This window comes from Dyadobacter pollutisoli, from assembly GCF_026625565.1.
GTDB lineage: Bacteria > Bacteroidota > Bacteroidia > Cytophagales > Spirosomataceae > Dyadobacter > Dyadobacter pollutisoli.
On the sequence record NZ_CP112998.1, the window covers coordinates 1627989 to 1653648 of the forward strand.

Consider the following 25660-nt stretch of genomic DNA (forward strand, 5'->3'; position numbering starts at 1 on the left):
TTGAAAAACTGGTTTTGGCTTGGGGTTATTTTGCTATTTTCGGAGGGGCTTGCAGCCCAAACAGCAACAAAAAGGGATACTATAAAGATCGGTAAGGAGACCGTAATTACAGGTGATACCCTGATTGTAACCGGGTCAGATTCGTTAAAAAATGTTAAAGACACCGACGGGAAGAAGAAATTTATGCCCGTTCCGAAAACAGCAACCAGACTGGCTCTGATCCCCGGAATGGGGCAGATTTATAACCGGGATTACTGGAAGCTGCCCATTGTTTACATTGCATTTGGTGGCGGGTTGTATACCTATTATCTGAACTCGCTTAAATACCATGACTATCTCAGCGCTTATAAAGACTTTTATGACCTGGATAAGAATAGCCCAACATATGGGCAGATCAAGAAAGGTTTGACGGCTGATTCTACCAAAATTGTCAGGGTTAGAAATACGCTGAATACCAGTAGCCAGTATTTACCAGCCACCAGGGACAGGATCGCGAAGGGGAAAAATTATTGGAGGAGAAACAGGGGATTTGCTTTAATTGTAACAGGACTGATTTACACGCTTTCGATCATTGAGGCCAATGTAGCGGCGCATTTAAAGACATTTGACCTCTCCGAAGACCTGAGTCTGAGAATAGAACCCAAATTGCATCAACCGTCGATGACTACGCCGACGCCCGGTTTAAGGCTCGTTTTTAATTTAAAGTAATTGATAAATAAGTACGGATTCAAATTTTTAGTTAATGAGAATATTATTACTCGGGTATGGCAAGATGGGAAAAACGATTGAACAAATTGCCCTGGACAGGGGACATTCGATCGTTGGAAAAATAGATATACAGAACCGCGCCGATATGGACAAGCTCAAATCCACGGATGTGGATGTAGCCATCGAGTTCAGCTCGCCGGAAGCAGCATACGATAACATTACCTATTGCTTAAAGAAAGGCTGGCCGGTAGTAAGTGGCACCACAGGCTGGCTGGAACACCGCACCGAGATTGAAAACCTGTGCAAAGAGCAATCAGGCGCTTTCTTTTACGCTTCGAATTATAGTATTGGGGTGAACTTGTTTTTCCGCCTGAGCCGGCAGCTTGCGCGCCTGATGAATGGGCAGGAATACCAGGCTTCGATGACCGAAATCCATCATATTCATAAACTGGACGCACCCAGCGGTACTGCTATCACACTCGCAGAAGGCATGATTGCTGAGCAGGAAGGTCTCACAGGTTGGAAGCTGGCTCCCGATGACGAAGAAGGTTTTGTGCAGATTCTGGCAAAACGTGAGGGAGAAGTGCCCGGCACACATGTCGTGCGCTACGAATCAGAAGTCGACACCATTGAAATTTCACATACTGCACACAGCCGCAAAGGATTTGCACTAGGCGCGGTGGTTTCGGCAGAATGGCTCCCTGGCAGATACGGGGTTTTTGGCATGAATGACCTTCTCAAAAATTTGGATTAATACACTTAACAATCATTGCATAGCATGGCTATTAATAAAGAGCTGACTTCTAACGCTGTTCATAATAAGAAAAAGAAATCTCCGGTAAGAGAATGGTTTGACTCCATATTGTTTGCTGTTGTGGCAGCGACATTGATCCGCTGGCTGTTTTTCGAAGCATTTACAATACCAACCCCTTCCATGGAAAACAGTTTGCTGGTGGGGGATTTTCTCTTTGTAAGCAAGCTGCACTACGGTACACGGACCCCAAAAACACCATTGCAGGTTCCATTAACGCATCAGACGATTTGGGGAACCAATATTCCTTCCTATACCGACGCTATCCAGTTGCCACAATATCGGCTACCCGGATTTAGCGATGTAAAACGCGGTGATGTGGTTGTGTTCAACTATCCACCGGAATTACAGCACCCAGTCGATCTGAAAACCAATTATATCAAGCGCTGCATGGGATTGCCGGGAGATAAGTTGGAAGTGCGCGATTTGCAGGTATTTGCCAATGGTACTGCCGTTGAAAACCCTGTTCGGATGGAGAACGAGTACTTTGTGGCCACTACAACAGCTGTCAATGAGGAGAAGGTTTTCAAAGAAAATGGAATTTCAGAATACAACGCATATAGTGAGAGCTATAATGATACCATTCCTTCCAATGATCAGATGGGCTACCTGGTTTTCACGACTGTGGAGATCGCAGCCAAGCTGAAAACGTATGATTTCGTTAAAAATATTACGTTGGTGAAATCCTCAAAGGATATCAGCGAGCCGATGTTGTATCCAAATTCGTCTCTTTTCAAATGGAACCGTGATAACTACGGACCTGTAACCGTCCCTGCCAAAGGCATGACCGTTCAGCTGACGCCTGAAAATGTGGCGATGTACGGACCGGTTATTAAAAATTATGAAGCGAATGAAGACGTAGTAGTGGACGAAAAGTCGGTGAAAGTGGCTGGGAAAGCTATCACGAGCTATACGTTCAAGCAAGATTATTATTTCATGATGGGCGATAACCGTCATAATTCTGCGGATTCACGCTACTGGGGTTTTGTACCCATGGATCATATCGTGGGAAAAGCAGTGTTTGTCTGGATGTCGATCGACCCGAGCCCGACCAGCTTTTTTAGCAAAATCCGCTGGAGCCGTCTTTTCCGTGTGATTAACTAGTATTAGTAAACATACATTTAAAGGGGAAAGCCATCAGGTTTTCCCCTTTTTTATTGCGGGTTATATATAAATAAACATTATATAACTGTTTTCTTATTATTTTGATTAATGCTATATTGCGGACACATTAATCCCCACTAAAATGCCGGTTACAGAAATTTTAGAAAAGCCTGCCAGGACAAAATCAAAGAAATCCGCATTTCGCGAATGGCTGGATTCTGTATTGTTTGCCGTTATTGCAGCTACCGTCATACGCTGGCTGTTTTTCAGTGCCTTTGTAATTCCAACGCCTTCGATGGAAAATAGCCTGCTGGTAGGCGATTACCTTTTTGTCAGCAGGCTGCATTATGGAACCACGACGCCGGTGACACCTTTGCAAATACCGCTCACGCATCAGACCATTTGGGGCTCCAATATTCCTTCTTATCTCGACTGGATTCAGCTGCCTCCGTTCCGTCTTCCCGGTTTCACAGAGGTAAAACATGGAGATGTAGTTGTGTTCTATCTGCCGGTGGAACACCCTGATGCTTACCAGAAATATAGTTCGGTTTTGCCGGAACTCCATCCTCATCCGCTGGATCAGCGTTCCAATTACATAAAAAGGTGCGTGGCTTTACCGGGAGACAGGTTGGAAATCATGGGCGGACAAGTTTACATTAATGGTATCAAACAGGTCAATCCAGTACGGATGCAGAATGAGTACTTTGTTTCGACAACTACGGCAGTCAATGAGGAAAATGTATTTCACAAAAACGGCATTACTGACTTTACCCAGTTTACCGAAACCTTTGATGATAGCATTGCTTCGAATGATGAATTTGGTTATATCGTCAAAACGACGGGCGATCTTGCCGGTAAGCTCAAATCTTATGATTTTGTAAAAAGGATCGAACCGGTTTTCATGAGCAAGGGTTTAAAAGAACCTTTTTTGTTTCCAACGACTAATTTACTGGATTGGAATAAGGACAATTACGGGCCGGTACTGATCCCAAAGAAGGGCGCGACGATCCCAATGAATGCAGTTAACATTGCGCTCTACGGAGAGGTTATCAAAAATTATGAAGGAAACAACCAGGTTACACTGGGAAGCAACAAAATAACACTCGGCGGAAAGACCCTTGAATCCTACACATTCAAACAAGATTATTTCTTTATGATGGGCGATAACCGCCACGATTCGGCGGATTCGAGGTACTGGGGATTTGTGCCCAAGGATCATATTGTAGGCAAAGCAGCTTTCGTCTGGATGTCCATAGATCCCAATCCTGTCAGTTTTTTAAACAAACTACGCTGGGACAGGATTTTTAGGATCATTCAATAAGCAACAGAACGAGGCCGGTTAACCAGCCTCGTCCTGTTGTACCAAGATCTTGCAACTTTATTCTTCCTGCGAGAAAATCAATGCAGTATATGGCGGGATCTGCAAAGAGCCGTGTACCGGCAAATCATCAAATTCACCTTCCATCGTTTCAATGTCAAAAACACCCAAATGAGAAAATTCTAAGTCATATTGTTCATTATCGCTGTTGAAACGCAGGTTCCATTTGCCAGTTCTTGGAAGTCCAACCTTATAATCTGAAAAAGTTTCGGTAGAGAAATTCAGTACCACCACCACACTGTCCTTCGGTCCACCCTGATCCCAACGATGCATGACTATCACTTTTTTCTCATTATCAGCACGTATTATTTGCACATTCTGTCCCTGCAATCCTTTTGTAACCCCAAACCAATTCCTTCTAATGTGGATCATATCCCGGTGGAGGTTAGCGAACCCGCTGAATTTATCCAGCCTTGACCAGTCGATCGGATCGTCGTCAGAGAACCATTTGTCTTCGAGAAGCGGTTGCCCCTGAAATATCATCGGAATGCCAGGCGAAGTCAATACCAACGCAACTCCCAGCGCAGCACGTTTTTTCGAATACCAGTTATTGACATCTCCCTCAGCAATTTCCTCGACGACCCTGGCCTGACCATTGGCGACCTCATCGTGAGATTCTGTGTAAATGATCCGCTGAAAAGAGTCGGTATTGTATTTGTTGGTAATCGCGGCAACAACCTGATCCATATTTCTATCCTGATCATTGGCCGTAATAATAGCATCCCGAATGGAATGTACGAACTCAGCGTCCCATTGAGAGCCATAACCAAGTCCTCCATTTTCAACTGAATTGGTAATAAAATCCAGTGAATGCATGTCTTCGGCAATAGTAATGCAGTTAGGACAGTTGTCACGAATATCCTTATTAATCCATTGGATCAGCGACATTCCCTCCTTGATATCATTTCCCGGATTGCCATCGGCCTTCACATTACGAATGTAGGGGACCATGTCCATCCGAAGGCCGTCTATGCGGTAATCTTTAAGCCACATTAATGCATTGTCATGAATGTATTGCCTGACTTCGTTTCGGCCATAGTCAGGCCTTGTATTGCCCCATGGGGTTTCTGCGCGCCAGTCGTTATAAAAGTATATACCGCCACCATCGTTTTCTTGCCAGCCGTCAAATTGCCATAGGTCCAGATCTGATGGGCCAAAATGGTTATAAACTACGTCCAAAATTACGGCTATACCCGCCTCGTGAGCCGCTTTCACAAATGCTTTCAATCCATCGGGGCCGCCATAGTCGGACTCTATCGAAAATGGGTTTGCGGGATTATATCCCCATGAGCGCGATCCGGGAAACTCAGAACAGGGCATTAATTCAACAGCGTTGAAGCCCATTTCCTTTAAATAAGGCAGCTTTTCAATAGCCGTATACAGTGTTCCAACCTGGTTTTTCTCCTTCACGTGAAAGGTACCTACATGCAATTCATAGATGACGATCTCATGCCAGCTTGGGATCTGAAAACCGACATCCTGCCAATCAAAGGACGAATGGTTATATACGACACAATTTCCAGCTGAATTGGTCATTTTCAATGCATGAGGATCATTTCTGTACAGGTTGCCCGAAGGCGTCTTTAACACAAATTTATATTCGTCACCTTCCTTTGAATTTTCAACCAAAACGCCCCAAACGCCATTTTCTTCTGGTTGGAGAGGAGTAGCTGAATCGTTCCAATCATTGAAACTCCCTACCACAGAGACACTTTCGGCGTGAGGGGCCCATACCCGATAATACACTCCCTCCGGATAGCAGGTCGCTCCCATACCTTCATAATGCTGGGCGGTCTCCGCTTGATCAGTCTGTAAATTTTCCATATATCCTTTTGCAGATTATTGTTATTTTTGAGCTAAACTATTGGACGTATATTGACAAAATGTATGCCAGCAGGCTTATAGACTGATTGCATCAAATTCAGTCCTCAAAAACACACTATATATGTTACAATCTGCCGAAGACGAAAAAGTCTTTACCCTGGCGCTTATCCACACGGCCGGAATCGGTTCAGTTACGATCCGCCAGCTCATTAGTTACTGCGGTGGCGCTTCCCACGTATTCCTTGCCGATTACAAACAACTCATCAAAATCCCCGGTGTAGGCGATAAGGTAGTCAAAGCTATTTTAGCCAAAAGAACGCTCACAATGGCTGAAAAGGAACTGGAAAACTGCAACCGATCAGGCATTGATCTGCATTTTTTCACGGATCCAACCTATCCGGCGCGATTGAAACCTTTATATGACGCACCGGTCGTGCTGTATACCAAAGGCAAATTTGACTTTAATACAGCTATCAGCATTGGTATTGTGGGAACCAGGCAAATCAGTGATTACGGAAAATCGGTGACCGAAACCATTATCAAAGACCTTGAACCCTATAAGGCAATGGTCGTCAGCGGCCTCGCTTACGGTGTGGACATTACTGCGCACCGCGCTTGCCTCAAATACAATTTACCTACATTGGGTGTGATGGCCAGTGGGCTGGACGTGATCTATCCGGCTGGGCATCAGCGCACTGGCCTGGAAATGCAGGAAAACGGAGGGCTTGTAACCGAAAACGCATTGGGTACCAAGCCTGATTTTATGAGATTTCCTGCCCGAAACCGAATTATTGCTGGCCTGAGTGATGTTACTGTAGTTGTGGAATCAGCCAAAAAGGGAGGAAGCCTGATCACGGTGGAGTTTGCTCAAAATTATCATCGGGATGTTTACGCGGTTCCGGGCATGATCGGGAGCGGGCAATCCGAGGGCTGCAACTATCTGATCAGGGACCATAAAGCATCTATTTTTACTTCGGTAGAGGATATGGTGGCGGCAATGGGTTGGGGATTGGAAACTGAAAAGCCGGATACAATTCCTACGGTGCAGGCCCAATGCAGTTTCGAAGGATTTACTCAGGACGAGGGGCAGATACTTGCACTTTTAAAACAAAAAGGGGCCGTTCAGATCGATGAGCTGGCCTGGCAGTCGGGCATGCACCAGAACAAACTGGCAACGTTGCTTTTGAATCTGGAATTTCAGGGAATGGTCCGGTCATTACCGGGCAAAAAATATGGGTTAATGTAAATGCATGAGTAAAAGTATCATTCAACTGATTAAGCAGGGAGAGGGACTCACGACCGAGTTTAAAAGGACAATCGATAGTCCTTATAAAATCGCTAAAACCATCGTTTCGTTTGCGAACACAGCCGGTGGAAATCTGCTGATCGGTGTCGCCGACAATGCGGCCCTATTGGGTGTTGAATCGGAATTAAAGGAATTGCAGAAGCTGGAAAAGGCGCTCGGTGAACTGATTGAAAAAAAGCTGCTGATCCGTGTGAAGTCAGCGCAGCTTGACGGGAAAAAGATCATGCTGATCGAAGTGGATGAAAGCCCGGAGAAACCACATTATGCTATCAACGAGAAGGCTGAGCGTATTATTTACATTAGGGTTAAAGACAAAAGCCTGCCAATTCCGAGGCTTTTACTTTATGGAGAAGGAGATGCCGATACCGGGAAAATTCTGGCATCGAGGCATGTCAAGACGCTGATCACTTACCTGAAAGAAACTGATTCGGTGAATGCAAAAGTTTTTTCCAAGATTATTAATATTTCAGAAAAAAGAGCCGAGCGAATGTTGCAGGACCTGGCTGCGAAGCAAATACTTCTCAAAATCTCCCGGGGGAAACCCGAGACTTTTAGTCTGAAATGGGCTGAATAAAAACAGGATCAGCCCGAAATATATTCAGGCTGATCCTGTTTAAATCTGCGTCAATTAATTGATCCCTACCAATTCCAGTTCAAAAATCAGGTCCTGGCCGGCTAGCGGATGATTTGCATCCAAAATAACATATTCTTCTGTCACCTCTCTGATCACCACAGGGATTACCTGTCCGCCATCCTGGTGCATGTTGAGTGTACCGCCTACTTCCAAAGGAATGTCAGCAGGTATCTGGTTTCGTTCAAAATTAATGATCATATCTTCGTTGACGGGGCCATAAGCCTCAGCGTTAGGGATATGGATGGTTTTTTTGTTGCCAATTTCCATTCCCGTTACGCCGTCATCAAATCCTTTTATCACCTGTCCGCTTCCAAGTAGAAAGCTTAATGGTTCACGTCCTTCCGAAGAATCAAAAAGTTGCCCGTCTGGTAAGGTTCCTTTGTAATGAACCTGTACTTGATCACCTGCCTGCGCCTGCTTCATTGTATGTTAACTTAAATGGTTAAAAATATCCCTCTTTTTGTTCCTCTCGGAACTGGGAAAATCGGGGTGGTAAAATTAATATGCCCGGGCGAAGACAACTCTTCCGGCGGACGGTTTTCCAGAGTAAATACAAACACCTGCCTCCGCTTCCTGATCGAGTGGAATACAACGGATGGTAGCTTTGGTTTCCTCCTTAATTTTTTCTTCTGTCTCCGAAGTTCCATCCCAATGTGCCAGCACAAAGCCTCCTTTGTTGTCCAGTACCTCGTTAAATTCTTCGAATGTATCTACGCTGAAAGTATTTTCTTTTCTAAACGCCAGTGCTTTATTGTAAATCGAATCCTGAATGTTGTCGAGCAGGTCCTGAATGTAAGAAGCAATGCCATCCAAAGAAACCGTCTCTTTGGTTTTTGTGTCCCTTCTTGCTACTTCAACAGTACCATTTTCAAGATCACGGCCGCCCAGTGCCAGTCTTACAGGAACACCTTTCAGTTCATATTCCGCAAATTTATAGCCTGGCTTATAAGCGTCGCTATTATCGTATTTTACGCTGATACCCAGTTTTTTAAGCTGCTTGGTGATTTCACTCACTTTTTCAGAAATCTGGGCAAGTTGTTCCTCGTTTTTATAAATCGGAACGATCACCACCTGGATAGGGGCCAGCTTGGGAGGCAGCACGAGTCCACTGTCGTCCGAGTGCGCCATGATCAGAGCACCCATCAGACGGGTGCTAACACCCCAGGAAGTTCCCCAAACATGTTCCAGCTTGCCTTCTTTGTCCTGGAATTTAACATCAAACGCAGTAGCGAAATTCTGGCCTAGAAAATGGGAAGTACCTGCTTGAAGTGCTTTCCCATCTTGCATTAATGCCTCGATACAATAGGTGTCTTCTGCTCCTGCAAAGCGTTCGTTAGCGGTTTTTACGCCTTTAACAACTGGCAAAGCCATCCATTCCTCCGCAAAAGTCGCGTATACTTCAAGCATTTGTTTGGTCTCTGCGATCGCCTCCGCAGCAGTAGCGTGCGCTGTATGGCCTTCCTGCCAAAGGAACTCAGCCGTACGCAGGAAAAGGCGCGTACGCATTTCCCAACGCACGACATTGGCCCATTGATTAATGAGCAGCGGAAGGTCGCGATAAGACTGTATCCAGTTTTTATAAGTACTCCATATGACAGTTTCAGACGTAGGGCGCACGATCAGCTCCTCTTCCAGCTTTGCGTCCGGGTCCACGATCACACCTTTTCCGTTGGGATCATTTTTTAATCTGTAGTGGGTAACAACAGCACACTCTTTGGCGAAACCCTCAACGTGTGATGCTTCTTTACTCAGATAAGATTTTGGGATAAAAAGAGGGAAATATGCATTGGAATGTCCGGTCTCTTTGAACATATCATCCAATGCGCGCTGCATTTTTTCCCAGATCGAGTAACCATAAGGTTTAATAACCATACAGCCTCTCACCGCGGAATTTTCGGCCAAATCGGCTCTTTTTACTAACTCATTGTACCATTCGGAGTAATTTTCACTTCGGGTTGGCAGGGCTTTACTCATTCTTAGGATTATTTTGTAATTGAAATGGAGTTTATCGTTAAATAGTACCTCCTTTTTTAGGAGTTGCAAAGATAGTTTTTTATGTTAACTTTGGAATTAATGTATTGTAACAGACGTTTACTTACTTGTACGGAACGGAATTTTATATATATTAGCAACAAACTTTTAATCCTTTAAAGCCATGAGTACGATCAATAAAGCAAAATATTTGTCTTTGCTAGTGTTGCTGGGAGCTTGGGGATGTACCACAAATCAATATGTATCACGTTCGGGTGGCGGATATGACGACCTTTATGGCGGGAATCCTAATTCCGGAGTTGTGTTAAATGACCGAGGTGCAGATCAAGTATCCCGCTCTGACAATCCGGATTATACTTATACCGGAGACTACGCCGAATCAGGCACCAGCGACTACTACGACGAATCATACCTTTCATCACGCAGTGTAAAACGAGCAATTTCCAGTGATGTAGGTTACAATGCAGGGTTTACCGACGGATATAACCTTGCCACAGCCAATACTTTACCATATTATGGCGGCCTTGGTTCTTACTGGCCAGGCAGCGCAATGAATATCGGGTTCCAGTTTGGATTTGGTAACTCGTTCAGAATGCGTCCTTATATGGGCTTTGGAATGGGTTCCATGATGCTGGGATATTCGCCTTGGGGATACGGAAGCATGATGGGATATGGTTATGATCCATTTGGTTATAATTCATGGGGTTACAGTCCATGGGGTTACAGCAACTATGGATACGGATATGGTGGCTACTATGATAGCTTCTACGGCGGAGGCTATGGTTACAATCCCTGGGCCTACAGCCGTCCGGTGATTGTCGTAAATAGCAATTATGAAAGAGGTCTTTCAAGAACTTATGGACCACGTGTTGCTTCCAATGTAGGTGGCAGCAGATCCAGAAGTAATGATCGTTATAACTCGGGTTCTGTAAATACGCCAAGATCAGCCACAGGCTCGGGGGAACGCAGCGGCAGAAGATCGGCCAATACGGTTTCGGCCAGTGATACTTACGCTTCACCAAGATCATCCAGAAGTTACGGACGGAGCGGAGTCGCCGATGCAGGTGGCAGAACAAGCGGCGAGTCTTACGGTTCAAGAGGAGCCTCGGGAGAAGGAAACAATGTGTACTACTCTCGTCCACGTTCATCTGGTAGCAGCAGCTATTCTTCTGAAAGTGGGAACACAGGAAGTTATGCTTCACCACGTTCGTCACGCGGAAGCAGCGGAAGTTCCTACAGCACCCCGTCTTACAGCACCCCTTCACGGAGCCGGTCGGATTATAGTGCTCCTTCTTCACGCGGAACCTACTCTACACCAAGCAGAAGTACTGAATCATACAGTGCACCCACCAGGACTTACAGCGCACCAACTTACAGTGCACCGTCAAGAAGTTACAGTGCACCAGCCAGCAGCGGTTCGTCAGGCGGTGGAGCTACCCGTTCTTCGTCAAGAGGACCGAGATAATTGTAGCGGCCCGTGCGTGACGCATAGAATTTGATATACAAAACCCTGCAAGATGTCATAATTTTGCAGGGTTTTCGTTTAGCTAATAGTTAAATTAAGATTCCGGTTATCAGTAAAAATGCCATGACAAAACCATATTTATGGGCATCACTCACCATCGCCCTGCTCGCTTCCTCTACATCCTATGCTCAATATGCAGCCGACGCACTGCGCTATTCAGAAATGAATCAGACCGGCTCGGCCCGGTTCCAGGCCCTGGGTGGAAATCATGCATCATTAGGAGGCGACCCAAGCGCCATTCACGGCAATCCTGCAGGATTGGGGTTCTATACTCGTTCTGAACTGACTATTAGCCCTGCTGTAACTGGTATCAGTACGAAAACCGATTATCTCGGAACAGGCAATTCAGATAGTAAAGCCAATGTTAATCTGGCGCAGGCATCGTTGGTGATAGCCAGTCAGCCGGGCTTTCAAAGGAAATGGAAGCGATCGTCACTGGGCATTTCGTTTTCACGCCAGCAATCATTTCAAGATACTTATTATTATTCGGGACGTAACAACAGGAGCGCATACCTGGACAATGTTGTTGAGAATGTGAACAGAAACAAAACCTCTGTTGCGCAACTGGAAGCCGATTTTGAAAGCGATCCAACCAAAGGCGGACCAGTCGCTTTTTCAGTGCCCGCAGCTTATTATCAGATGTACCTGATCAATCCGACCACTGCGGCTGGCCCTCCTTATAATGCCGTTGATCAAAGCAGTGTGGTAGATCAGGCAGGGTCTTATAGTGCAACTGGGGCAAACACCCAATGGACTCTTGCCTACGCGGGAAATCTAAATGACAAATTTTACATTGGTGCCAATGTTGGTTTCAGCAGGCTGCGTTACAAATACAGCCGTACCTTCCGTGACAATTACATTGACAGCCCCGAGCTAATATCCATCGAACAGGGTGAGGACCTTACCGTGACCGGAAGCGGTATTAATCTTTCGGTTGGTGTGATATATAAAATCAATCCAATATTTCAACTAGGCGGAACAATCATCAGCCCGACATTTACGGCCATTAAAGAGACTTTTTCTCAAAACGTGAATGCTCAATATGTCGACAACCTGGTGACGGGTCCTGACGGAACATTGATCACTCCTCCATATTCAACCTTGCCTCTTGCACCCAATGACTTTGAGTATAACCTGGTAAGCCCGCTAAGGGGCAATTTCGGGGCTACCGTTTTTTTACAGGACAAAGGTTTTATCACAGGATCTATAGAGTACGCGGACTATAGTATGATGCGTGCTAAAACCAGTTATTTGAGCAGTACTGACAATACTAATTTTAAGAATGATACAAAGGCAGAGATCCAGGATACATATAGAAGCGCAGTCAATTTCAGGTTAGGGGGCGAGTTTCGGGCGAATGTATTCCGGGCCCGCGTCGGAGGTGCCTATATTTCCGATCCATACCTGAGCAGAAATGATGGCATCGACAGAAGCAAGCTATTGTTTTCGGCTGGTGTGGGTGTGAGAACGAGCAGATTTTTTGCCGACCTGACTGGCACGATGACCACGTATAAGTCTGCATTTACTCCTTATTCTTTGAACAATGTACAAGATTATTCCTCCGTTGAAATTTCCAACAAGCCTGTTAATGTGATGTTGACGCTGGGGACTTTCTTCTGAAAGAAAAATAATGAAATGAATTTAAAAAGACCTGCAAACCGCGGGTCTTTTTGTTATAGAAGGGGTTCGAGGACTTCCAACAGGTGTTTCACCTCGATCTCGCCGCTCAATGTCATATCGGCCTGGGAGTAGTAGGGTAGGCGCTCGGTTATTTTACTTTGTAAAGTATCTTGTAAGGAGGCTGTTCCCGAAAGAATCGGCCTGTCGTCTTTGCCGTGGTTCTCGATCCGTCGCGCCAGATCAGCGGCCGGTACGTCCAGGAAAATGCTGATACCCATTTTTTTGATAAAAGACATATTGTCATAAAAACAGGGGGTACCCCCGCCCGACGCCAATACGATCGCTTTTTGAGCTCCCGTTTCCTTTAATATCCGGCTCTCAACTTCACGAAAGTAAGTTTCTCCTTTTTGACTAAAAATAGAAGGAATGTCCATCTGCTGATCTGTTTCAATCAACTTGTCGAGGTCAACGAAGCGGTATCCCAATGCCCGCGCCAGTTTTTTGCCAAGGGTAGTTTTGCCGGAAGACATCATTCCGACGAGTATAATGTTTTTCATTGAATGCTGGTTCTTCCGCAGAGCTGCTGCTATTTTACCAATTTTATAACTTCCTCAGCGGTAGGAGTGTCATTATAATGCCACTTTCCTTTAACCGTTCCCTCTTTCAGTAGCCACAGGCCGGGATTGGAACGTGAAATCGTCTTCAAAACAGTCGCGTCCACGTAGTAATATGGCGCGTTGAGCTGATGTTCGTTCAGGAATTTCTCGATCTCAGAGCTATTGCCGGAAGTTAGAATGACGGGGTCAATGCCCTTTGTCCGTACGTTATTGATGAGCTTATTCATGTCCGGCAAAGCAGCCGTGTTAATGTCGGTCAGATTTTTGATGATCAGAAACAGCTTTTTGCCTTTGAATGTTTCTTCGGTGAAATCTCCTGCATCATTCCATACTTTGTAATCGGTGATCTTTGGTTTAGCATCCTCATTGAGAACCACCATTTCTTTGAAAACCAGGGTCGTGTCGCTCGGGTACTTTTCGAACTCGAATTTTTCACCTCCTTTTTCGAAAATATACAGGTAACGAATCGGTTCCGAAGGTTTGAGTTGAGCGGGAATGTTAGCTCCCACACGATATGGCAGCAGATCAATAATCGGTAAATGTCTCAAAGAGTACACGGCAATCGCGAGCGATGCAATGGTCGAAATGACCACAATGATACCGGTGGGGAAGGCTTTGAATTTTTTGCGGTAATAAACGATGACAAGAATCAGCGCCAGCAGGAACAAATCTTTTCCAAATGAAGTCCATGGAGTGAGTTTAATGGCCGCCCCGAAACATCCGCAGTCGGTTACCTTGTTGAAATATGCGGAGTAAAAAGTTAGGAAAGTAAAAAACAGAATAATAGCCAGAAGAAGCCATGAAATCGTTTTTGGCTTGTATGCCACCAACAACGCAATGCCCAGGACCACTTCGGCAGTACATAGGAATACCGAAAAGTAGAGGGCAAACGGAACCAGTGAAATGAAAAAATCATGGAAAGCGGGAAGATCAGCTGCGAATACTTCGAAATATTCTTCCAACTTGTATTGGGTCCCGATCGGATCGTTGAGCTTGATCAGACCGGAAAATATGAATAGCAGTCCTACTATGACACGCGAAATCTGAGCAAGAATTTTCATTTCAGATGGGTTAACGGGTTCGCCTTCCGGCTGGTTATGATTAGTTAGTCTGCAATGAATTGGATTTAATCAAACAGAAGACAGAGTAATTGATAATGTCCTGGTAACCAGCTTTTACGCCTTCAGATACCAATGTGTAGCCCTGGTTATCTTCAATTTGTTTGATCCTTAGCAGCTTCATCAGGATGATATCGGTCATGGAACTTACGCGCATATCGCGCCAGGCTTCACCATAATCATGATTCTTATTAAACAAAAGCTCTTTTACTTCGTTCACCTGAATATTATAAAGAGTGGTTAGATCCGACTCGTCGATGATTTGCTTGCCCTCGCTGGAAGCGATCTGGATCAATGCCATCACGCAATAGTTGATAATTCCGATGAATTCGGAGGATACATCTTCGCTGACCTTTTGAACACCTTTTTCCTGAATGGTGCGAATTCTCTGAGCTTTGATAAATATTTGATCCGTAATGGAAGGAATGCGCAGAATGCGCCATGAAGTTCCGTAATCTTTATTTTTTTTTGTAAAAAGATCTTGGCAATACTGAATGATTTCCTGATATTCCGCTTCTGTGGATTTCACTGTTTAATTGGTTTACTGCATTTGTGGCGTTAGTAACAAATTACCTCATATTCATCCTATTGCCCGCATTTAACAAGATTTATGTCGCAAGTTAGCAAAAAAACGCTCAACGTAAGAGGTCAGCTTTTCGATCTGTCAACGCCAGTGGTGATGGGAATACTCAATATGACCGAAGATTCTTTTTACTCTGAAAGCCGTGTTGGAACCCACAACGAGCTGATTGACAAAGCCGGGAAAATGATCGAGGAAGGAGCGGGCATTATTGATATCGGCGGCTATTCTACCCGGCCCGGTGCGAAGGAAATTGACCAGCAGGAGGAGGGAGATAGGATAGAATCGGCTGTCGAGCCGCTCAGTAAGTATTTTCCTGATTTGGTGATTTCTGTTGATACCTTTCGTGCTCAGGTGGCAAAAAGAGGGATACAAAAGGGCGCACATATTATTAATGATGTTGCTGGCGGGAGCCTGGATATGGAAATGTTTGATACGGTGGCCGCATTAAAAGTACCTTACATTCTGATGCACATGCGGGGAACACCCCAGACAATGAACCAAATGACGACATATGGCCAGCTAATATCGGAGATTATCAGCGACCTTCAGGCCAAAGCCGTTGAGCTAAGAAAGAGGGGAGTGGCGGACCTGATTATTGATCCCGGGTTTGGATTTGCCAAGACGATCGCACAGAATTTTGAATTGATGCGGCATTTGCCTGAATTCAGTTTACTGGGGTATCCGGTGCTGGCAGGAATTTCGAGAAAGACAACCATTTACAAAACGCTTGGAGTTTCAGCGGATGAAGCATTAAATGGGACCACGGTGCTTAACACGCTGGCATTACAACGGGGCGCCTCCATTCTTCGTGTGCATGATGTCAGGCCGGCGATAGAAGTGGTAAAACTATGGATACAGGCTGGTAACTGTATGAATTAAAATAGTAATTTAGTCGCGAAATAATATTGATTTTCATATGCGTGTGGGTTTTTTGAACATCAATTGGGCTGACGTCCTGGATGTTTTTTTAGTGTCTGTTCTTCTTTATCAGGTATATACGCTGGTGAGGGGAAGTATTGCAAGCCGGGTTTTTCTGGGCTATTTATTTGTATATGTTTTTTATCTGGTTGTAAAAGGATTGGGTTTGGGCCTGCTGACTGCCATTTTACAGTATTTTATGGGTGTGGGAGCTGTGGCTTTGATCGTTATTTTTCAACAGGAAATCCGTCGCTTTCTGCTCATTATTGGCAAATCAACGGTGTATACCAATAATGGTTTTCTCAAAAAGGTAATGGGGAATTCCGTAAGGGATTTCAAAGTGGAAAACCTTAGAGACATCATTGATGCCAGCAAAACCATTGCCGCTAATTTTACCGGGGCCCTGATCGTAGTTAATAAGCGGGACGATCTGAGTAAATATGTGGAAACGGGAGAATTGTTGGACGCCCGTGTTTCCAAGCCACTGCTTGTGTCGCTTTTTAACCAATATAGTGAGTTGCACGACGGCGCCGTAGTGATCGTGGACGGGGTTTTAAAGGCCGCCAGATGCGTACTTCCTGTTGCAGATGGCGTGGACGTACCCTCCTCACTGGGCTTTCGTCACCGGGCGGCAATGGGAATGAGTGAAGCTACTGACGCGATTGTTATTGTTATTTCAGAGCAGACAGGCAAGATTTCACTGGCCGTGGAAGGGGAGCTGCACAGCAATATTCCATATAACGAGCTGGAAATCCGGATCGAAGAGTATCTGGCATCGGACGTTCAGCGGATGCCGAAGTAGCCGATGAAAGATTCTCAAATATATTTCCCGCTAAATTTGGCATTTTAAGAAGCAATTTCTATTTTTGCAAACCGAAATGAGAAATAGAAAAATATCAAGTACAAAATAATGGCAAATCATAAATCAGCTTTAAAAAGAATTCGCGCTAACGAAACTAAGCGTTTGCGTAATCGTTACCAGCACAAAACTACACGTTCGTACATAAAGAAATTGCGTGAAACGACTGATAAGGCAGTAGCTGTTGAAGTTTACAAAACTGTTTCTTCAATGTTGGATCGTTTGGCAAAGAAAAATATTATCCATAAGAAAAAAGCTTCTAACCAGAAGTCGAAATTGGCCAAATTGGTTAATTCACTTGCGATAGCAGCATAAGACTTTTCTAAAAGGAAATAAACCCCGGTAACTTAATTGCCGGGGTTTATTTTTTTTATTGTATATTGCGATTTCATGAAAGAAACCTTGTAGGGCGCTCCGCCCTACAAGGTTTCTTTCATGAAATACGTTTTATATTTTTCAAACCACCTAAAACCTAAATTCTGGTACATGAAAAAAGTCGCATTATTTGCCGGTTTGGCAGCTCTTGGAAGTCTTCCGTCGGTTGCCCAATCACCCATTAACTTCAATGCACGCGGTCTGGTTGTAGTTTCGGACGCAGATATGGCAGCTTCGGCACTTGTTGATGGTAAGTTATTGAGGGACGTCACATCGAGAGATCAGTTAACGACCATCAAATTTCCGGTTGAGAGAGGAAGTAAAGGGTTAGGTACCGCATTGGTGTCCAATTCCGCCCTGGCAGGCTCGAAGGGACTAGCTGTTCCCGTAAACGGGGGGCTGGCCTTTGTTTTGGAAAACCGAATCAGACCGGAAGATGCTGTTGCTGAGTATAAAGATCCGGCAAAGGAATTTCCGGCGGGAGAAAAACTTTTTGTTGTTGATATAACAAATCTGGCTGCTCCAAAAGCTAAGTTTGGTTTCCCGGTAGGCAGAAAGCCAACAGCGATAGATATCAACAAAAACGAATTAATCCTTTCTACAACCGACGCCGGTAAGGAATTGGTATTCATTGAAGCCGGACCGGACGGTAAGCCTGCACGTTTCCTGAATTTGCCAGCAGCTATTGATACAGCCAATAAGATCGTTGATCTTTCCTGGCATCCATCGGGTGATTTTATTGCTTTTACACTGGACAACTCCAATGAGGTAGGATTATATAAAGTAATCAGAGAAGCTGGCAAGTTAAAAAATGTCGAAATGGTTGGTAAGCCAATAAAAGTGGGTACAGACCCTACCTTTGGACGTTTCTCGCCTGATGGAAAGCACTATCTGGTGCTGGATTCAAAAGCTGCGGCTGGAAAAGGTACCGCAGAAGGGGATGTAGTGGTTGTTGATTTTTCAATGGATGGCGCCGTCGAACACAAAGTGGCAGGGCAGGTTCCGGTAGGTATCAACACCGGCTCTTTTGCGATCAGCCCGGATGGGACAATGCTGGTAGCAGTAAATGCAGGAAAAAGCGGCGCGCCGTGGACAGAAGCAGGAGCCGGAACAGGCGCTTCGCTCACATTATGCAAAGTTGCGGCGACTGGCGTCCCTACGAAAGTAGCCGACTATCCATTTGAAGGTATTTTCCCTCAAAGTGTCGCATTTGATAAAGACGGCTCTAACCTGGCCGTTGGCGTTTGCGAGTATCTGGAGTATGGCAGTGGAAATGGCGGTGTAGAATTCTGGAGTGTAACAAAAGGGGATACCCCGGCACTCAAAAAGCAAGGCGCGAAGATCAGCGTGGGCAGAGGGGCACACACGTTACGCGTGATTCCTTGATCCAATCAGTTTTTAAATTGCAACGGGCCGGCGATTACCGGCCCGTTTTGTTTGCTTTTAGTTTATTCAAACATGCTAAATCGGCGTGTTTTTTGTAGTTTTGCGGTCTCATTCATAAAAATCAATTTTAAGATGATTACGGTTCAGAACGTATCCTTACGATACGGTAAAAGGGTATTATTCGACGAAGTAAATATAAAATTTGTCCCGGGTAATTGTTACGGTGTGATTGGAGCTAACGGGGCAGGTAAATCGACATTTCTGAAAATCCTTTCAGGAGAAATTGAATCGCAAACCGGAAGTGTCGGCATGAACCCTGGTGAAAGGATGACATTCCTGAAACAGGACCAGTTTGAATTTGATGCCTATACAGTAATGGATACAGTGATTTTGGGACACGAACGTCTTTACAAAATCATGAAAGAGCGCGAGACGATATACGAAAAGGAAGATTTTACAGATGCTGACGGAGAAAAAGCTGCTGATCTTGAAGCTGAGTTTGCGGACCTGAATGGTTGGGAAGCGGAAACCGAAGCAGCGCAGTTGTTGAGCGGCCTGGGGCTTGGAGAGGAGCTGCATTCGGCATTGATGAGTGATTTGAATGCGAATGACAAAGTGAGGGTGCTTCTTGCGCAGGCCCTGTTTGGTAATCCTGATGTTCTTTTGCTGGATGAGCCTACCAACAACCTGGACGTGGAGACAGTTTTGTGGCTGGAAAACTTCCTGGCGGATTTCAAAAATACGGTCATCGTTGTATCCCATGACCGCCACTTCCTCGACGAGGTTTGTACGCATGTGGTAGACATCGATTTCAGCAAAGTGCAAATGTTCTCAGGTAACTATTCATTCTGGTACGAATCCAGCCAATTGGCCTTGAAGCAGCGCCAGGATGCGAACAGAAAATCAGAGGATAAAAAGAAAGAACTTGAAGAGTTTATTCGCAGGTTTAGCGCCAATGCTTCAAAATCCAAGCAGGCAACGTCCCGCGCGAAACTATTGGAGAAACTGACGATCGACGATATCAAGCCTTCGTCCCGTAAGTACCCATACATTGCATTCAAGTCGGAAAGAGAAGTGGGTGATCAGCTTTTGCGCGTTGAGGGATTGGCCAAAACCGCAGACGATGGTACCAAGCTTTTCGAAAACCTGAGCTTTAATGTTAATAAGGGTGATAAAATTGCGTTTGTAAGCCGCAATGTAATGGCTATCAGCTCGTTTTTTGATATCATCAATGAGATTCAGAAAGCGGATAAAGGTACTTACACCTGGGGCGTTACAATCACCAAATCCTATTTCACCAAGGACCCTACATCTTTCTTTGATGTCGATCTAAATCTGGTGGACTGGCTTCGTCAGTATTCTGAGGAGAAGGATGAAAGCTTTATCCGCGGGTTTTTAGGCCGGATGCTTTTCTCGGGAGAGGAGTCGTTGAAGAAAGCGAAGGTGCTTTCAGGAGGTGAAAAAGTACGTTGTATGCTTTCTCGCACCATGCTTTCGGGTGCGAATGCGCTGGTTTTGGATGATCCGACCAACCATCTTGACCTTGAATCCATTACGGCATTGAACAATGGTCTGATCGATTTTCAGGGCTGTCTGTTGTTTTATTCCCATGACCATCAGTTCGTGCATACCATTGCCAACCGGATCATTGAGATAGGGCCAAAAGGTATTCTCGACAAGTTGATGACCTACGACGAATTCTTAAAAGACGAAACCGTCAAACAGCAGCGACAGAAGTTGTATTAAGAAAAATAGAATAGCTATAAAAAGAAACAGGCCTTCGTTATCGAAGGCCTGTTTCTTTTTATAAGGATTACAATCCTGCTTAATCGTAGCTCAAACCGTACTGTTTCAGTACATCCGCCGGAACGCCTTCCCAAACATTGGGAGTATTGCCTACGTAGCCAAGGTCATCGATACCTATCCTTGACGTATAAAAGCCCGATGCTGTGAGGTTACGCATCAAATTAAAGAATGCCACGCCCTGGCTTAAAGCAGGTTTTGCTTTTTCAGGATAAGCGATGTCGTCAATGATCTGCAGTTGCTGCGCTTTGGTACTGAGGGTAAAATTCTTCTTGAACCGTTTGTTTGATTCGATATCGAGCCATTTGAGTCCTCCCCGCAAAGGAATCTGGTTTTGAGGCATATCCTTGGCGATAAATTCTATAAAATCGGGGACACCTGCTTGTGAAGCGCTTCCTGATTTTGCATCGGCTGGAATAATGATATCAACAAGAACTTTTATCGTGGCTAATTCAGCAACTGTGAAAAATTTCTCTTTCATCAATTTGGCGTCACGGATCGCTTCTTCCTTTTGCCTTCCACCCGGGATCTTGATCGGGGTTTCCGGTGGGGTCATCGTATCTAGTTCTCTCTGCTCGGCAAGGGCTACCTGCGGATTAAGCGCGGTAATTCCCAGAGAGCTAAGCGTCAAGGCTTTAAGTGTATCTCTGCGTTTCATAAGGTATGATTTGAAACAATGTTCAAATGATTAGATATTTTTTGATTTAACCTGATCAACAATGAATTCCGATGCTCTCATAGATAGTGCAAGGATCGTCCAGGTCGGGTTTTTATCCGCTTGTGATACGAAAGAACCTCCATCTACCACAAATACGTTTTTAGCATCATGCGCCTGGGAGTACTTGTTGAGTGCCGAAGTTTTCGGATCATTACCCATTCTCACAGTTCCTACCTCGTGAATGATACGACCGGGGGCTGCAATACCATAGTTGGTGTCCGCACCTGGTTTTACACCATTGGGAACTCCACCCAATGCGTGAATCATTTCTTCAAATGTATCATGCATGTGCTTGGCCTGCTTGATCTCGTAATCCGACCATTTGTAGTGGAAGCGAAGTACAGGAATACCGTATTTGTCAACTACATTCGGATCGATCTCGCAATAGTTGTTGAAATCGGGTACGGCTTCACCACGGCCGGCCATTCCGATATTCGCTCCGTAGAAGCGCCGGTAATCCTCTTTAAGAGAAGCGCCATAGCCACCAGCAGGCTTCATCACACCATCTTTGGTAGCATATTTACCGTTCAGGTGCTCAATTCCTGAACCGAAACCATAACTTGGCATACCCATACCACCACCGTATTCGATGTGATAACCTCTTGGGAAATCCAGTTTTTTGTTGTCCAGCCACCACGGCGTATACACGTGCATACCACCTACGCCATCTTCATTGTACCGCTTGCGATCCATTAAATGAGGGAGGAATGCTCCACGGGACGCGCCTGTGGAATCATGCAGATATCTACCTACTACTCCGCTGGAATTGGCAAGTCCATTCGGGTGACGGTCTGATTTAGAGTTCAATAGCAACCTGGCCGACTCTCCTGCGCTTGCCGCAAGTACTACCACTTTGGCTTTAATTGTATGCTCGGTAAGTTTTTCGCGGTCTACATAAGATACGCCTGTTGCAAGTCCCGTAACAGGGTCGGTCAAGACCTCACGCGCCATTGCATTGTTGATCAAGGTTACGTTACCGGTCTTGATAGCAGGAATACAAAGAACTGATGAAGAAGAGAAATCCGCGTAGGCCTGGCACGAGCGAGAACATTGACTGCAATAAAAACACACGCCGCGCTGATCATTGATGGGTTTGGTAAGGATCGATAAACGCGAAGGAATAACGGGAATGTTCGCTTTTTTTCCAGCTTGTTTAAGGAACAATTCGTGCAAACGTGGCTTGGGAGGAGGAAGGAAAATACCATCCGGCTCATTATCGATGTTTTCAACAGTTCCAAAAACACCTATCAGCTTATCTACTTTGTCATAGTACGGTTTCACATCGTCATAACCGATCGGCCAGTCATCGCCAAGGCCGTCGATGCTTTTTCTTTTAAAATCTTTTGGCCCGAAACGCAGAGAAATCCTACCCCAGTGATTGGTGCGTCCGCCGAGCATACGCGAGCGGAACCAGTCGAATTGCGTTCCATTTTTACGGGTATATGGTTCGCCTTCCAGTTCCCAGCCACCCCATGCAGCATCGAAGTCTCCGAATGGGCGGTGGGTTGAAGCACCGCGTCTCGGTGATTCGTAAGGCCATTTTAATTGCGTAATGTACTTTGGATCAGCAGGATCAAAATATCCGCCAGCTTCCAAAAGAGCCACTTTGGCACCCTCTTTTGCAAGTTGGTAAGCTGCCATTCCACCTCCCGCTCCTGAGCCTATTATGCAGACATCAAAAACAGCAGGTTGTTCTTTGATTTGAAACATGGTAAAAGGGTTTTAGATAGTATTATTTAATCAATAAATATAAACAGGGATTGCGTAACGGGGTGCTTTTATGCCAAACTTTCAGGGTTATTTAAAAACAATCTAAATGAGATGTCGCGGATTTAAAATTCACAGGAGTTATTTTTGTATTCTTAAAATCGAACAATATTTTGGCAATCACCGGAACTGAACTAAACGTTGCAAAAGAGTTTCTTATTAAAGGAGAACTGGTAGCAATTCCTACCGAGACCGTGTACGGGCTGGCCGGAAATGCGTTGAATGAAAAAGCAGTTTTGTCCATTTTTGAAGTAAAAAACAGGCCTGCGTTCGATCCCTTAATCATTCACACGGATTCGGTCGAAAAGGTGAAAGAATACGTGTCGGATTTTCCCGAAAAAGCGCAGCGACTGGCTGAGCACTTCTGGCCTGGCCCGCTGACATTGCTCTTGCCCAAGAAGCAAATTATTCCTGATCTGGTCACTTCCGGATTGGATACGGTTGCGGTGCGCATTCCCAAGCACCCGATGCTGCTGGACCTGCTGGCCAGTCTTACTTTTCCGCTGGCCGCTCCGAGTGCGAACCCATTTGGATACATTAGTCCTACCAATGCGGGGCACGTTAATCAGCAGCTGGGCGACAAAATTCCCTACATATTAGACGGTGGCGAGTGCGAAGTTGGAATTGAGTCCACCATCATTGGCTTTGAAGGTACGGATACCATTGTGTACCGGCTGGGAGGTCTGGCCATTGAAGACATAGAAAACGTGGCAGGCCCGGTGATACTGATGCCGCATTCATCCTCTGATCCCAAAGCCCCTGGCATGCTCAAAAGCCACTATGCTCCGAGAAAACCATTATACCTTCAAAGGAAGAATGATATTTCTGGTGAGAATAGTGAGCTGACGGGTTATTTGTTATTTGACCGATATCTGGAAGGTGTGGACAGGAAATACCAGCGGGTTTTGAGCCCTACCGGGGATATGAAGGAGGCGGCACACCATTTATTTGCCTACCTCCGCGAGCTGGATACATTGCCGGTAACCACTATACAGGCCGAATGGGTACCGATGACCGGGCTCGGACTGGCCATCAATGACAGATTGCAAAGAGCATCGGCAACCAAATGATGACAATCTGAATGCATACTACTTGAAAAAATGGGGATGAAAATTCATCAGAAATACTTCATCGGTAGCCCTGGTGATGGCAGTATAAAGCCAGCGGATAAACTCTGCATTGATCTGCTCTTCGGGTAAGTAACCCTGATCGATAAATACCGCACTCCATTGTCCCCCCTGCGCTTTGTGGCAGGTAAGCGAATAGGCAAATTTGACCTGCAATGCATTCAGATAGGGGTCTTTACGCAAAGCCTCGATCCGCTCTTTTTTTGATTTAATATGAAAATAATCTTCCAAAACTGCCTCATATAGCTTCTTGTTGTCCTCCGAGGACATGGAAGGAGAGGCAGAATGCAGTGTGTCCAGAAAGATTTTGGCGTCAAACTCTGGCTGTTTTTCATAGTCACTCAACCGTAATGTGACGTCCGCAAAGCGGAAACCATACATTTCCTGCGTTTTCCGGATCTTTAAAAGTTCGACAAAATCACCATTGGCAATAAAGCCAGCCGGCGATTCCTCATCGAGAATATTATAATTATTGCGTACCACCATCAGTCTGTCACCCGCATCGAGTTCTTCTTCCGAAAAATTGATCATTCGACGGATGTACTCATTGTATTGAACGGCTGATTTATTGGAGCGGGTCAGAATGATCGAATTTTCCTGCCCATATTTATCGTACGCGTACCGTAAACCTTCTTCCAGTTTTTCACCCGTCATCTTGAAAACATCCCGGTAGGAGCGGGTAGTGATCTGAATTTCAGGTTTTTCAGCTGCAAGCTGGTTTCTTAACAAAGTGGCATTGAACAATATCCCCGACTGCTCATCCTGGCGCATTACCTCTTTGAGCTCCTCCTGAAAAACAGACATATAGTAGGTTTTTTCCAGATAGTCACCGTCCAATGCAGGACTTAGTTCTTTGCCCACCGGAGGAAGCTGCGCAACGTCGCCGACCAGCATGAGCTTGTTGCCGGGATTTTCAAATACAAAATCCACAAGGTCGGCCAAAAGGCTTCGGCTTCCAAAATCAGCCTCGTCGGTGATCATAGAGGCTTCATCGACTATAAACAACGTGTTGTCGTGGTAATTTTTTTGACGCTGGAATGTCAATGTACCCGAGAACGAGTCCGCAGTTTGTTTATAAATTTTCTTATGTATCGTCAATGCGACTTTGTCGGCATAACCCGACATTACCTTCGCTGCGCGACCCGTCGGCGCCAGCAAAATGGACTTGTACCCAAAGTTTTTGAGGACTTTTATGAGTGTACTGATGATGGTTGTTTTACCGGTTCCAGCGTAGCCTTTTAGTAAAAAACAGTCCCTGTATCGTTCCAGGCCCTTTTCTTCGATGAGGAAATCATTGGTTTTGTTGAAAAAACGAAGCTGTCCGTCAGTGGGTTTAAAAGGAAAACGTTTTCGTAGTAACTCGGAAGGTAAAATTTTGTCTGTTTCCATGCCAACGAATCTAATGGAAGGAAAAGTAATATCAAAGTGGAGGTAGTTTTACAAAAATATACTCAGAATTAATTGGATTTTAATGTTTCAATTCCATA

The 25660-nt window shown here is 45.1% G+C and carries 23 protein-coding genes; 14 read left to right on the top strand and 9 right to left on the bottom strand.

The features are described from left to right. The 4 genes from ON006_RS06790 to lepB (ON006_RS06805) all read left to right on the top strand — a co-directional run bounded on the left by ON006_RS06790 (nt 1) and on the right by lepB (ON006_RS06805) (nt 3944). The gene (locus tag ON006_RS06790) at nt 1-708 is read left to right on the top strand and encodes a DUF5683 domain-containing protein (RefSeq protein WP_244819237.1); all 708 of its coding nucleotides are present in this window, start codon (nt 1-3) and stop codon (nt 706-708) included. 34 nt (nt 709-742) lie between these two features. Beyond that, the gene (gene dapB, locus ON006_RS06795; RefSeq protein WP_244819236.1) at nt 743-1462 is read left to right on the top strand and encodes a 4-hydroxy-tetrahydrodipicolinate reductase; all 720 of its coding nucleotides are present in this window, start codon (nt 743-745) and stop codon (nt 1460-1462) included. A gap of 24 nt (nt 1463-1486) precedes the next feature. Beyond that, nucleotides 1487-2623, top strand: coding sequence for a signal peptidase I (lepB, locus tag ON006_RS06800; RefSeq protein WP_244819235.1), 1137 nt, complete (start codon nt 1487-1489; stop codon nt 2621-2623). A gap of 142 nt (nt 2624-2765) precedes the next feature. Next, nucleotides 2766-3944 carry a signal peptidase I gene (lepB, locus tag ON006_RS06805; RefSeq protein WP_244819234.1) on the top strand — a complete coding sequence of 393 codons (1179 nt, stop codon included), beginning with the start codon at nt 2766-2768 and terminating at the stop codon, nt 3942-3944. Nucleotides 3945-4001: 57 nt separating this feature from the next. Here lepB (ON006_RS06805) and ON006_RS06810 read toward each other — a convergent pair whose 3' ends face one another. After that, nucleotides 4002-5825 (bottom strand): alpha-amylase family glycosyl hydrolase, encoded by a 1824-nt coding sequence (locus ON006_RS06810; protein WP_244819233.1) that lies wholly within the window; start codon nt 5823-5825, stop codon nt 4002-4004. Nucleotides 5826-5946: 121 nt separating this feature from the next. Here ON006_RS06810 and dprA point away from each other — a divergent pair, with 121 nt between their 5' ends. Then, nucleotides 5947-7071, top strand: a complete 1125-nt coding sequence (gene dprA, locus ON006_RS06815; RefSeq protein WP_244819232.1) for a DNA-processing protein DprA — start codon at nt 5947-5949, stop codon at nt 7069-7071. A gap of 4 nt (nt 7072-7075) precedes the next feature. Continuing rightward, nucleotides 7076-7705 carry an AlbA family DNA-binding domain-containing protein gene (locus ON006_RS06820; RefSeq protein WP_244819231.1) on the top strand — a complete coding sequence of 210 codons (630 nt, stop codon included), beginning with the start codon at nt 7076-7078 and terminating at the stop codon, nt 7703-7705. A 54-nt stretch (nt 7706-7759) separates the two neighbouring features. Here the strand turns inward: ON006_RS06820 and ON006_RS06825 are convergent, their stop codons facing one another. Together ON006_RS06825 and proS are read right to left on the bottom strand one after the other, a co-directional pair. Then, nucleotides 7760-8188, bottom strand: a complete 429-nt coding sequence (locus ON006_RS06825; protein ID WP_244819230.1) for an FKBP-type peptidyl-prolyl cis-trans isomerase — start codon at nt 8186-8188, stop codon at nt 7760-7762. A gap of 75 nt (nt 8189-8263) precedes the next feature. Further along, entirely contained in the window at nt 8264-9739 is a 1476-nt protein-coding gene (gene proS / locus ON006_RS06830) for a proline--tRNA ligase (RefSeq protein ID WP_244819229.1), read from the bottom strand. Nucleotides 9740-9920: 181 nt separating this feature from the next. Between proS and ON006_RS06835 the strand changes: the two genes are divergently transcribed. Together ON006_RS06835 and ON006_RS06840 are read left to right on the top strand one after the other, a co-directional pair. Continuing rightward, entirely contained in the window at nt 9921-11222 is a 1302-nt protein-coding gene (locus tag ON006_RS06835; RefSeq protein ID WP_244819228.1) for a hypothetical protein, read from the top strand. A 123-nt stretch (nt 11223-11345) separates the two neighbouring features. Then, nucleotides 11346-12902: a hypothetical protein gene (locus ON006_RS06840; protein WP_244819227.1), complete on the top strand. Its 1557-nt coding sequence runs from the start codon at nt 11346-11348 to the stop codon at nt 12900-12902. A 53-nt stretch (nt 12903-12955) separates the two neighbouring features. On the opposite strand, the gene ON006_RS06845 is transcribed toward ON006_RS06840, so the two are convergent. The 3 genes from ON006_RS06845 to ON006_RS06855 are packed head-to-tail and all read right to left on the bottom strand — an operon-like array spanning nt 12956 to nt 15166. Further along, the gene (locus tag ON006_RS06845) at nt 12956-13459 is read right to left on the bottom strand and encodes a shikimate kinase (RefSeq protein ID WP_244819226.1); all 504 of its coding nucleotides are present in this window, start codon (nt 13457-13459) and stop codon (nt 12956-12958) included. Nucleotides 13460-13488: 29 nt separating this feature from the next. Further along, nucleotides 13489-14580: a BT_3928 family protein gene (locus tag ON006_RS06850; RefSeq protein ID WP_244819225.1), complete on the bottom strand. Its 1092-nt coding sequence runs from the start codon at nt 14578-14580 to the stop codon at nt 13489-13491. Nucleotides 14581-14620: 40 nt separating this feature from the next. Further along, the gene (locus ON006_RS06855) at nt 14621-15166 is read right to left on the bottom strand and encodes a DUF1599 domain-containing protein (RefSeq protein WP_244819224.1); all 546 of its coding nucleotides are present in this window, start codon (nt 15164-15166) and stop codon (nt 14621-14623) included. Between the two features lie 81 nt (nt 15167-15247). Here ON006_RS06855 and folP point away from each other — a divergent pair, with 81 nt between their 5' ends. The 5 genes from folP to ON006_RS06880 all read left to right on the top strand — a co-directional run bounded on the left by folP (nt 15248) and on the right by ON006_RS06880 (nt 20504). Then, nucleotides 15248-16099: a dihydropteroate synthase gene (gene folP / locus ON006_RS06860; protein WP_244819223.1), complete on the top strand. Its 852-nt coding sequence runs from the start codon at nt 15248-15250 to the stop codon at nt 16097-16099. A gap of 37 nt (nt 16100-16136) precedes the next feature. Further along, nucleotides 16137-16940, top strand: coding sequence for a diadenylate cyclase CdaA (cdaA, locus tag ON006_RS06865; RefSeq protein ID WP_244819222.1), 804 nt, complete (start codon nt 16137-16139; stop codon nt 16938-16940). Nucleotides 16941-17048: 108 nt separating this feature from the next. Continuing rightward, a complete protein-coding gene (rpsT, locus tag ON006_RS06870; protein ID WP_244819221.1) occupies nt 17049-17312 on the top strand; it encodes a 30S ribosomal protein S20 in 264 nt (87 codons plus the stop codon). Between the two features lie 171 nt (nt 17313-17483). After that, nucleotides 17484-18758 (top strand): lactonase family protein, encoded by a 1275-nt coding sequence (locus ON006_RS06875; protein ID WP_244819220.1) that lies wholly within the window; start codon nt 17484-17486, stop codon nt 18756-18758. A 132-nt stretch (nt 18759-18890) separates the two neighbouring features. After that, nucleotides 18891-20504, top strand: a complete 1614-nt coding sequence (locus tag ON006_RS06880) for an ABC-F family ATP-binding cassette domain-containing protein (RefSeq protein ID WP_244819219.1) — start codon at nt 18891-18893, stop codon at nt 20502-20504. 79 nt (nt 20505-20583) lie between these two features. Here the strand turns inward: ON006_RS06880 and ON006_RS06885 are convergent, their stop codons facing one another. Together ON006_RS06885 and ON006_RS06890 are read right to left on the bottom strand one after the other, a co-directional pair. Continuing rightward, on the bottom strand, nt 20584-21219 hold the full coding sequence (locus tag ON006_RS06885; protein WP_244819218.1) for a gluconate 2-dehydrogenase subunit 3 family protein: 636 nt from the start codon (nt 21217-21219) through the stop codon (nt 20584-20586). A 30-nt stretch (nt 21220-21249) separates the two neighbouring features. Further along, a complete protein-coding gene (locus ON006_RS06890) occupies nt 21250-22989 on the bottom strand; it encodes a GMC family oxidoreductase (RefSeq protein ID WP_244819217.1) in 1740 nt (579 codons plus the stop codon). A 170-nt stretch (nt 22990-23159) separates the two neighbouring features. Between ON006_RS06890 and ON006_RS06895 the strand changes: the two genes are divergently transcribed. Then, nucleotides 23160-24116, top strand: coding sequence for an L-threonylcarbamoyladenylate synthase (locus tag ON006_RS06895; RefSeq protein ID WP_244819216.1), 957 nt, complete (start codon nt 23160-23162; stop codon nt 24114-24116). A gap of 18 nt (nt 24117-24134) precedes the next feature. Here ON006_RS06895 and ON006_RS06900 read toward each other — a convergent pair whose 3' ends face one another. Further along, complete coding sequence (locus tag ON006_RS06900; RefSeq protein WP_244819215.1) at nt 24135-25562, bottom strand: ATP-dependent DNA helicase; 1428 nt, start codon at nt 25560-25562, stop codon at nt 24135-24137. Nucleotides 25563-25660: the final 98 nt, after the last annotated feature.